Below are 8,186 nucleotides of genomic sequence, written 5' to 3'. Positions count from 1 at the left end.
GTCCCCGAGAGGCGGCCGTCGGTGTGGTACCACGTGCCCAGGTGGTGGACGGAGCCGAAGAAGAAGTCGACCACGAGGTCGGCCGGCACGTCGTCGCGGAACACCTTGGAGCGCTGCCCCTCGACCAGCAGGTCACGGAACCGCTCGTGGTAGCGGCGGCGCTCCGCCCGTACGGCCTTCTGGGTCTCGGGGGCGAGCTGGTGCATCGACCGGAAGAAGATCTTGGAGTCGTCGAGGTTCTCCACGGTGGTGGCGATCACGTCGACGGCGGCGGCGTGTACGCGGTCGGCGACCGGCCCTGGGGCGTCGGCGAACCGGTCGAGCCGCTCGATCTGCATGCGCAGCACGCGGGCGTAGATCTCGCGGAGCAGGTCGTCCTTGGAGTCGAAGTAGTGGTACATCGCGCCCTTGGTGACCCCGGCCGCGGCGACGATCTCCTGCACCGACGTGCTCTCGAAGCCCTTGTCCGCGAACAGGCGGGTCGCCTCGGCCATCAGCCTCTGCCGCACCGGCTCGTCCTTGGCCGCGGAGGCCTTCGCGGGCTTGTCGTCGCTCGTGGTCGCCGGTTCCCGGACCCTGCTGCGCGCCATCACGCACGCCTCCCCTGAATGTCGATGCCGTCAGCATACCGACTGGTCGGTTAACCGGCTGTGACATTCGTATTCCGTCGTGCCGCGTCACGCCCTCCAACCCACGGTTCGCCACGCCCGCTCTGTGTCGCGGGTGGGTTAGTTCCGTAACCTTAGGAAAGCTGGAGCCCCTAGTTGGGTATTCCACAAGGTAATCGACCGAGCCTGAAATCGTGGGGGTTTCCGGTGCCCAATGGGTCCATCTACGTGCCGCAGGACGACAAGTTCAAGTGGGGCTCGCCCTCGGTGATGTACGAGCTCCGCTGGCGCGAGACGAGGTCAGAGCGTCGTCGCCGGCGCCACATCATGGCGGGGGCGGGCTTCGTCCTCATCACCGCACTGGCGTTCTACCGGTCGTTTCCCCTGCCGTTCCTGATAGGGCTCCTCGGAGGCGGCGCCGTCTGGGCCGTGGACGGGTTCATCTCCTGGCGCATGTTCGAGGCCACGGCCGTCTGGCGCGGCAAGCGGAGCGGCGCGACCCGGACCGGGCGGTTGCTACGCCGAGGGCTCGCCAAGCACGGCTACCGCGTCCTCGACGGACGGGCCGTACCCGGCAAGGCCTCCATCGACCACCTGGTCATCGGCCCCGGCGGGGTGTGGATCGTCGACAACGAGGCCTGGCCGCCTGACACCTACATCGCGGCGTACGGAGGCAAGCTGTTCTTCGGCGAGCGGTCCGGCACCGCGGTGGCGAAGGGGCTCGTGGACGCCGCCACGGCCATGAGCGAGCTGCTGTCGAGGGAGTCGGGGATTCCCGTGGAGATCGCGCCCCTGCTCGTCGTACACGGCGGGCATGTGAAGACCGCCGTGGTGAGCGCCGAGGGGCTGACGCTCTTCCTGCCCCGCAAGGCCGCGAAGTGGATCCTGGGCGACGCGCACGCCGAGCTGACCGAAGAGCAGGTGGAGGACCTCGCCCGTACGGCCGCGCGCATCCTGCGGCGGATGAACTGACTCCTCGCTAGGCCAGCTCCTCGATGAAGGCGGCGAGCTGGGCGACGTTGCGGCACTCGTGCATCGCGACCACGCCTCCGTACGTGGTCGCGACCGAGTCACCGGTGTCCCACTGCGCACGCGGTTCGGGGTTGAGCCAGTACGCGTGCCTGGCCTCGCCGGCGAGGCGCTTCAACGTCGCGAGTTCGGGCGGCTGGTAGTTCGAGCGGGCGTCCCCGAGGATCAGCAGTGAGGTCTTCGGGCCGATCGCCTCGCCGTAATTCTCGGCGAACCTCTGGAACGAGTGGCCGTAGTCGCTCCGGCCGAAGCGGGTGATGTCGGCCTCCTCGGTCATGCGGGTGATCGCGTCGACGACGTCGATCCCCGGCGCGAAGAACCGTGTGATCTCGTCCACCGTGTCCACGAAGGCGAACGCGCGCACCTTGGCGAACTGCTCGCGCAGCGCGTACGTCAGCAGCAGGGTGAAGTGGGAGAACGTGGCCACCGAGTCGCTGGCGTCGCACAGCACGATCAGCTCGGGCTTGTGGGGGCGGCGCGGCCTCATGTGGGTGACCAGCGGGACCCCGCCCGTGCTCAGCGAGGCCCTGACGGTGCGCCTGAAGTCCAGCCGGCCGCGGTGGCCCAGCCGCTGCCTGATCGTCAGCCGGGTGGCGAGGCGCCGTGCCAGCGGGTAGACCTCCCGCCGCAGCGTCGCCAGGTCGGCCTTGGTGATCCGCAGGAAGTCGACCTGGTCGACGGGCGGCTTCACGGCCGACCTCGCGATCTTCTCCACGCCCGATTCCTCGGCGATCCTCCTGCGCACGTCCGAGGCGACGGCGGCCTCGAACCCGGCGATGCCGTCGGCCAGGCGGCGGCGGGCGACCTTCTCCGCCAGCCCTCCCTCCTGGCCGACCAGCACCTCGTTGAGCATCCGGGCCATCAGCGTGCCGGGCGACAGGGTGCGCAGCACGGAGTAGGAGAACCAGTTCTGGCGCCCGGCGCCGGCGGGCATGCGGCCGAACCGCTCGACCATCGCCCGTACATACGCGCCGAAGGCGGGATCGCCCGTGGCCCCCGCATCGTCGAGCAGCAGCTCAGCGAGCCGGTCGCGCAGTTCTGGGACCTCCGCGTGTTCGAGGTCCGGCTCGTCCGTACGGGGCCCGCGCAGGGCGCTGGTCACGGGCGGGAACCACAGGTCGAACAGCGTGTCGAATCCGGGCCGGTTCGCGGGGCGCTTGACGAGCGTGGCGGCGTACGCCGCCCGGAGCGTCTCCCGTTCGGTCAGGTCGATCACTTCGAGCGCGCGGGCGGCGTCCAGCCCTTCGGCCAGCGACACCGGCAGCCCGGCCCGGCGCAGCGCGTCCACGAACCCCACGTGCCTGTCGAGCAGCGACATCGCCCACCTCCTCCGGCCGGTCGTCGTCAGCGGGCCGTCAGCCCGAGCTCCTTGATCGCCCGCGACTGGTCGGACGCGTGCTTCAGCACCACACCCAGCGTGCCGGCGGTCGTGGCCTCGTCCAGGTCGGTGCGCCCGAGCGCGAGGAGCGTGTGGGCCCAGTCGATGGTCTCGGCGATCGAGGGGGACTTCTTCAGCTCCAGGGCGCGCAGCGTGGCGACCGTACGGGCCAGCCGGTCGGCCAGTGAGGCCTCGATGCCCGGCACCTGCGCGAGCACGATGTCGCGCTCGCGCTCGGGCGAGGGGTAGTCGAGGTGGAGGTACAGGCAGCGCCGCTTCAGCGCCTCCGACAGCTCGCGGGTCGCGTTCGAGGTCAGCACGACGTACGGCTTGCGCGTCGCGGTGATCGTGCCCAGCTCGGGGACCGTCACCTGGTAGTCGGAGAGGATCTCCAGCAGCAGCCCCTCGACCTCGACGTCGGCCTTGTCGGTCTCGTCGATCAGCAGCACCGTGGGCGTCGTCCGCCTGATCGCCCTCAGCAGCGGGCGCTCAAGCAGGAACTCCTCGCTGAAGATGTCGTCGTGCGTCTCCTCCCACGCCTGCTCGCCTGCGGCCTGGATCCGCAGGAGCTGCTTCTTGTAGTTCCACTCGTAGAGCGCGCGAGCCTCGTCGAGCCCCTCGTAGCACTGGAGCCTGATCAGCTCGGCGCCGGTCGCCTCGGCGACGGCCTTGGCGAGCTGGGTCTTCCCCACCCCGGCCGGCCCCTCGGCCAGCAGCGGCTTGCCGAGCGCGGCGGCCAGGAAGACCGACGTGGCGATGCCGTCGTCGGCGAGATAGTCCACGGCGGCCAGCCGTTCCCCGGCGTCGGCGGGCGAGGTGAACCACGACGTCATCGGCGCTCCCGTGTATGACCCGAATGTTGTTCTAGCCTAGCCTGCCTGATCGGTGCGAAGTGGTCCACAGGGTGCGCTAATCTTGACCTGCTGCTGCGCCGCTAGCTCAGTTGGTTAGAGCAGCTGACTCTTAATCAGCGGGTCCGGGGTTCGAGTCCCTGGCGGCGCACCACGGCTCCGGCCGATGACCTGGGCATCCTCCACTTGACGGGGGGTGCCCACAGTCATTTCCGGCCCTGTGCGGGGTCGTTGTGGGCTCTTTGGTCGCGACCGGCCCTTTTCATGATCATCTATCCCCCTCGACGGTCACGCCATGGAAGCGATGGCCGTGTCGATGGGGGATCACCTGTGCGTGGTGCCGGCCGTCTCCATGGGCAATCGGGGCCATTAGGTCAATCGTCAGAGTGAACGGAAGGACGTACGAGCTGATCACGATTGGAAGTAGGGTGCGATCCATCTATCCAAAGGGATCCCTGTGACTAGGTTCTCGCTGAGAGTAGATACGGCCCATGTGAAGCTTCTTTCCGGCGACGACGCTCCACTGTGGGGGCCGATATGGATCGAAGTGGGCGACCAGGCGTTCCCTGAAGTCGGCTGGCGAGATTATATGGCCTCCATGTTCGGATCGTTGGTGTCAGCGATTGGCGACCTTTCCCGGGGCAAACCTAATGCCGAAAGCTACTTCTTCAATGGCTCCTTCACGGTGCGGATGGCGCGAAAGGGGTGGAGGTGGCGCGATAGGTTTTCTCGTCCACGGGCAGACATGCCGGTGTCGTTTCAGATGATTTACGATACCGGTGAATCGATGCGGCTGGAAATCTCATCAGAGGCAAGTCTGGGTGAAATCATTGAAGGTGTGTACCGGCCGGCACTGGCGGCTCTGGAAGTCATGAGAACCAATAAGGTGCTAACCGGCCCGGCTCTTCGGATATTTGCAAAGAGTGTCGAAACTCTGAGCACAGCTCGCATGCGCCTGCAAGGAGGAAATTCTGAAGCCGGTTAACCGAGACCGTGCGTCCCCTGGAGTCATCGTTATCAGAGGCGACTACAAAGACTCACCCGGTCAACCCGCTTGCTGGAGGGCATCCCACCATTGCGCGGTGGGCGCAATTGGGTCCGCCAAAGGGCCTGGCCTTGTCTTAACGACCACAGCCGAGAAAGTCGTGATCGGGGTAGGCGCCGCACGTGACGCGCTGCTCCAGGTACTGCATTCGCAGATCTTGAGGGAGGGGGTCGCCTCGCCGATGGCAGCGGCTGATCATTGCCCCGGCCGATGACCTGGGCATCCTCCACTTGACGGGGGGTGCCCACAGTCATTTCAGGCCGAGTCGTCGTGGGGCGTGTGGCGGCGGAGAAGCAGCATCGCCACGTCGTCCAGCAGGGGGCCGCCGACATGGTCGATCAGGTCCATGCGCAGCTCGTCGAGCGCGGCCTGCGGATCGGTGCCGGCGAGCAGCGCGGCCCGGTCGAACAGGGGATAGAAGGCTCTGGTGGCATCGCGGGCCTCGATCACCCCGTCGGTGTACAGCAGGATCTGGTCACCGTCGCCGAAGCTGATTCGGTGCGGCCGGGGCGCGATGCGGACGAGTGACGCGAGGCCGAGCGGAGGGGCTTCGGCTTCGGGGTCGGCGAAGAGGACGCGGCCGTCGCGGCGCATGATCAGGGGCGAAGGATGGCCGAAGTTCAGCAGGGAGATCTCGCCCTCGTGGACCTCGGCGAGGATGGCGGTGACGAACTTCTCCCCGCTCAGGTGCCGGGCGAGGCTCGTCTCCAGCCGCTCTCCCACGCGGGACAGGTCGGGCTCCTCGTAGGCGGCTTCCCGGAACGCGCCGAGTACCCAGGCCGCCGTCTCCACGGCTTCCAGCCCCTTGCCCTGCACGTCGCCGATGAGCAGCCGGACGCCGTCCGGCGTGGTGACCACCTCGTACAGGTCCCCGCCGATCTGGGCCTCCGCCGCCGCCGAGGTGTAGGACAGGGCGATCCGAAGGTCCCCCGCCCGGCGCGGGACCGGGCGCAGGAGCACCCGCTGGGCGGCTTCGGCGACCATCCGGACGTTGGCGAGCTCACGCTCACGCCGGATACGAAGGTGGCTGGCGAGCACGCTGGCCCCGGTGACGCCGATGATCGTGACGATGGTGAGGTTGTTCTGGGGGGTGAGCAGGAGCTTGCTGTAGTAGGCGAGGGGCACGCATATGCCGAGTGCCAGCGCGCCCACGGCCGCCGTCCGCCGGATGCTGCCGGAGACCGAGGCGAACGTGGGGCCCAGGGTCAGGAGCGGCAGGAAGCCCAGCCTGGGGCCCGCGAGAAGGTCGATCACGGCGACGGCCGCCAGGGCGACGAACGGCAGCGATCTCAGCACCGCCTGAGATTCAGGGTGATGGTTCGTCGCCGACGAGTGCAGGGCAGACCTCCAATGATCTCCGGAAGGCTATCGGCAGGACACACCGGTCAGTAGTAGTAGGGGAAGGACTCCCAGTCCGGCGGGCGCTTCTCCAGGAACGCGTCGCGGCCCTCGACGGCCTCGTCGGTCATGTACGCCAGGCGGGTGGCCTCGCCGGCGAACACCTGCTGGCCGGCCAGGCCATCGTCGACCAGGTTGAACGCGAACTTGAGCATCCGCTGCGCCTGGGGCGACTTGCCGATGATCTTCCAGCCCCATTCGAGGGCGGTCGCCTCCAGCTCCGCGTGCGGCACGACGCGGTTGACCGCGCCCATCGCGTGCATCTCGGCCGCCGTGTAGTCCTCGCCGAGGAAGAAGATCTCGCGGGCGAACTTCTGGCCGGTCATGCGGGCCAGGTACGCCGAGCCGTACCCGGCGTCGAACGAGCCCACGTCGGCGTCGGTCTGCTTGAAGCGGGCATGCTCGGCCGAGGCCAGCGTCAGGTCGCACACGACGTGGAGGGAGTGCCCGCCTCCCGCGGCCCAACCGGGCACGACGGCGATCACCACCTTGGGCATCGTGCGGATCAGTCGCTGCACTTCGAGGATGTGCAGCCGGCCGGCACGCGCCGGATCGATGGTGTCGGAGGTGTCACCGCTCGCGTACTGGTAGCCCGAGCGCCCGCGGATGCGCTGGTCGCCACCGGAGCAGAAGGCCCAGCCGCCGTCCTTCGGGGAGGGCCCGTTGCCGGTGAGCAGCACGCATCCCACATCGGAGCTCATCCGCGCGTGGTCGAGCGCCCGGTACAGCTCGTCGACCGTGTGCGGCCGGAAGGCGTTGCGGACCTCCGGCCGGTCGAACGCGATGCGTACGACGCGCTTGCCGGAGCGGGGCTCCGCCGAGCGGTGGTAGGTGATGTCGGTGAAGTCGAACCCCTCGACGATGCTCCACGCGAGCGGGTCGAACAGCTCGGAAACCTTGACGTCAGACACGGGAGAACAATAGCCATCTTCGATCAGGCCGGGTGAATCCCCTGGTCGCCGGCCGTCATGCGGGGTAGGCGTGGGTCTCGGTGGCCTTGACGGCGGCCCAGATCGGCTGGCCGGGGGTCAGGTCGAGCTCGGCCACGGCGGCGGGGGTGACGTCGGCGGAGGCGGTGACCGGCCCGTCCAGGTGGACGCGGACGTTGTCGCCGTGCCGTTCGATGCCCTGGATGCGCGCCTGCCACAGGTTGCGCGGGGATCCGTCCGGGCGGGTCCTGTACAGGGCCACCGCGGCGGGGGAGAACGCGACGAACGCCGGGCCGGACACCTGCTCGGCCACGCTGAACAGCACTTGGCCGACCTTGACCTGCCGGTCGGCGGCGACGCCGCGATGCAGGTTGAGGCCGACCAGGCGGGCGACGTAGTCGGTGCGCGGGCGGCGGGCGACCTCGGCGGGGGCGCCCGCCTGCACGATGGAGCCGTTCTCGATGACGATCAGCCGGTCGGCGAGCACCATGGCCTCCAGCGGGTCGTGGGTGACCAGCACCGTCGCGCCCTCGAAGTCGGCCAGGTGGCCGCGCAGCTGGGCGCGGATGTCGAGCCGGGTGCGGGCGTCCAGGGCGGCCAGGGGCTCGTCCAGGAGCAGCAGGCGGGGCTCGACGGCCAGGGCGCGGGCCAGCGCCACGCGCTGGGCCTGACCGCCGGACAGTTGCCGGGGCCTGGCGCGCGCGTGCTCGGCGAGGCCCACGCGCTCCAGCCAGGCTGCGGCCCTCCGGCGCGCGCCGGACTTGGACGCGCCGTGGCACCGCAGCCCGAAGGCCACGTTGTCCAGGGCCGACAGGTGCGGGAACAGCAGGTAGTCCTGGAACACCATGCCGATCGGGCGGCGCTCGGCCGCTGATCGTCGCCACGTGTGGCCGGGGATGGCGAAAGCGATCTGCAAGGCGCGTGCAACCCCGCGTATATGATCACCTG

At 68.9% G+C, this 8,186-nt stretch carries 8 protein-coding genes and 1 tRNA gene; 3 read left to right on the top strand and 6 right to left on the bottom strand.

What is annotated here, in order from left to right; translation table 11 throughout:
* On the bottom strand, positions 1-494 hold a 494-nt coding region (locus AB0B89_RS33090; protein ID WP_358560634.1), incomplete at its 3' end, for a TetR/AcrR family transcriptional regulator.
* 321 nt (positions 495-815) lie between these two features.
* On the opposite strand from AB0B89_RS33090, the gene AB0B89_RS33085 reads away from it, so the two are divergent.
* On the top strand, positions 816-1,580 hold the full coding sequence (locus AB0B89_RS33085; RefSeq protein ID WP_358560633.1) for a nuclease-related domain-containing protein: 765 nt from the start codon (positions 816-818) through the stop codon (positions 1,578-1,580).
* Between the two features lie 7 nt (positions 1,581-1,587).
* Here AB0B89_RS33085 and AB0B89_RS33080 read toward each other — a convergent pair whose 3' ends face one another.
* Entirely contained in the window at positions 1,588-2,955 is a 1,368-nt protein-coding gene (locus AB0B89_RS33080; RefSeq protein ID WP_358560632.1) for a VWA domain-containing protein, read from the bottom strand.
* Between the two features lie 26 nt (positions 2,956-2,981).
* Positions 2,982-3,848 carry a MoxR family ATPase gene (locus AB0B89_RS33075; protein ID WP_358560630.1) on the bottom strand — a complete coding sequence of 289 codons (867 nt, stop codon included), beginning with the start codon at positions 3,846-3,848 and terminating at the stop codon, positions 2,982-2,984.
* A 95-nt stretch (positions 3,849-3,943) separates the two neighbouring features.
* Here AB0B89_RS33075 and AB0B89_RS33070 point away from each other — a divergent pair.
* Both AB0B89_RS33070 and AB0B89_RS33065 read left to right on the top strand, forming a co-directional pair.
* Positions 3,944-4,020: transfer RNA gene (locus AB0B89_RS33070), tRNA-Lys, on the top strand.
* Positions 4,021-4,359: 339 nt separating this feature from the next.
* Positions 4,360-4,851 (top strand): hypothetical protein, encoded by a 492-nt coding sequence (locus AB0B89_RS33065; RefSeq protein ID WP_358560628.1) that lies wholly within the window; start codon positions 4,360-4,362, stop codon positions 4,849-4,851.
* A gap of 315 nt (positions 4,852-5,166) precedes the next feature.
* Here the strand turns inward: AB0B89_RS33065 and AB0B89_RS33060 are convergent, their stop codons facing one another.
* The 3 genes from AB0B89_RS33060 to AB0B89_RS33050 all read right to left on the bottom strand — a co-directional run bounded on the left by AB0B89_RS33060 (position 5,167) and on the right by AB0B89_RS33050 (position 8,154).
* On the bottom strand, positions 5,167-6,207 hold the full coding sequence (locus AB0B89_RS33060; RefSeq protein ID WP_358560626.1) for a PP2C family protein-serine/threonine phosphatase: 1,041 nt from the start codon (positions 6,205-6,207) through the stop codon (positions 5,167-5,169).
* A gap of 89 nt (positions 6,208-6,296) precedes the next feature.
* Entirely contained in the window at positions 6,297-7,220 is a 924-nt protein-coding gene (locus AB0B89_RS33055; RefSeq protein ID WP_358560624.1) for a 1,4-dihydroxy-2-naphthoyl-CoA synthase, read from the bottom strand.
* A gap of 55 nt (positions 7,221-7,275) precedes the next feature.
* Positions 7,276-8,154, bottom strand: a complete 879-nt coding sequence (locus tag AB0B89_RS33050) for an ABC transporter ATP-binding protein (RefSeq protein ID WP_358560622.1) — start codon at positions 8,152-8,154, stop codon at positions 7,276-7,278.
* Positions 8,155-8,186 lie beyond the last annotated feature (32 nt).

The organism is Sphaerisporangium sp. NPDC049002 (assembly GCF_040649355.1).
In the GTDB taxonomy this organism is placed as follows: Bacteria; Actinomycetota; Actinomycetes; order Streptosporangiales; family Streptosporangiaceae; genus Sphaerisporangium.
This window is presented reverse-complemented; position numbering and strand designations above follow the sequence as displayed.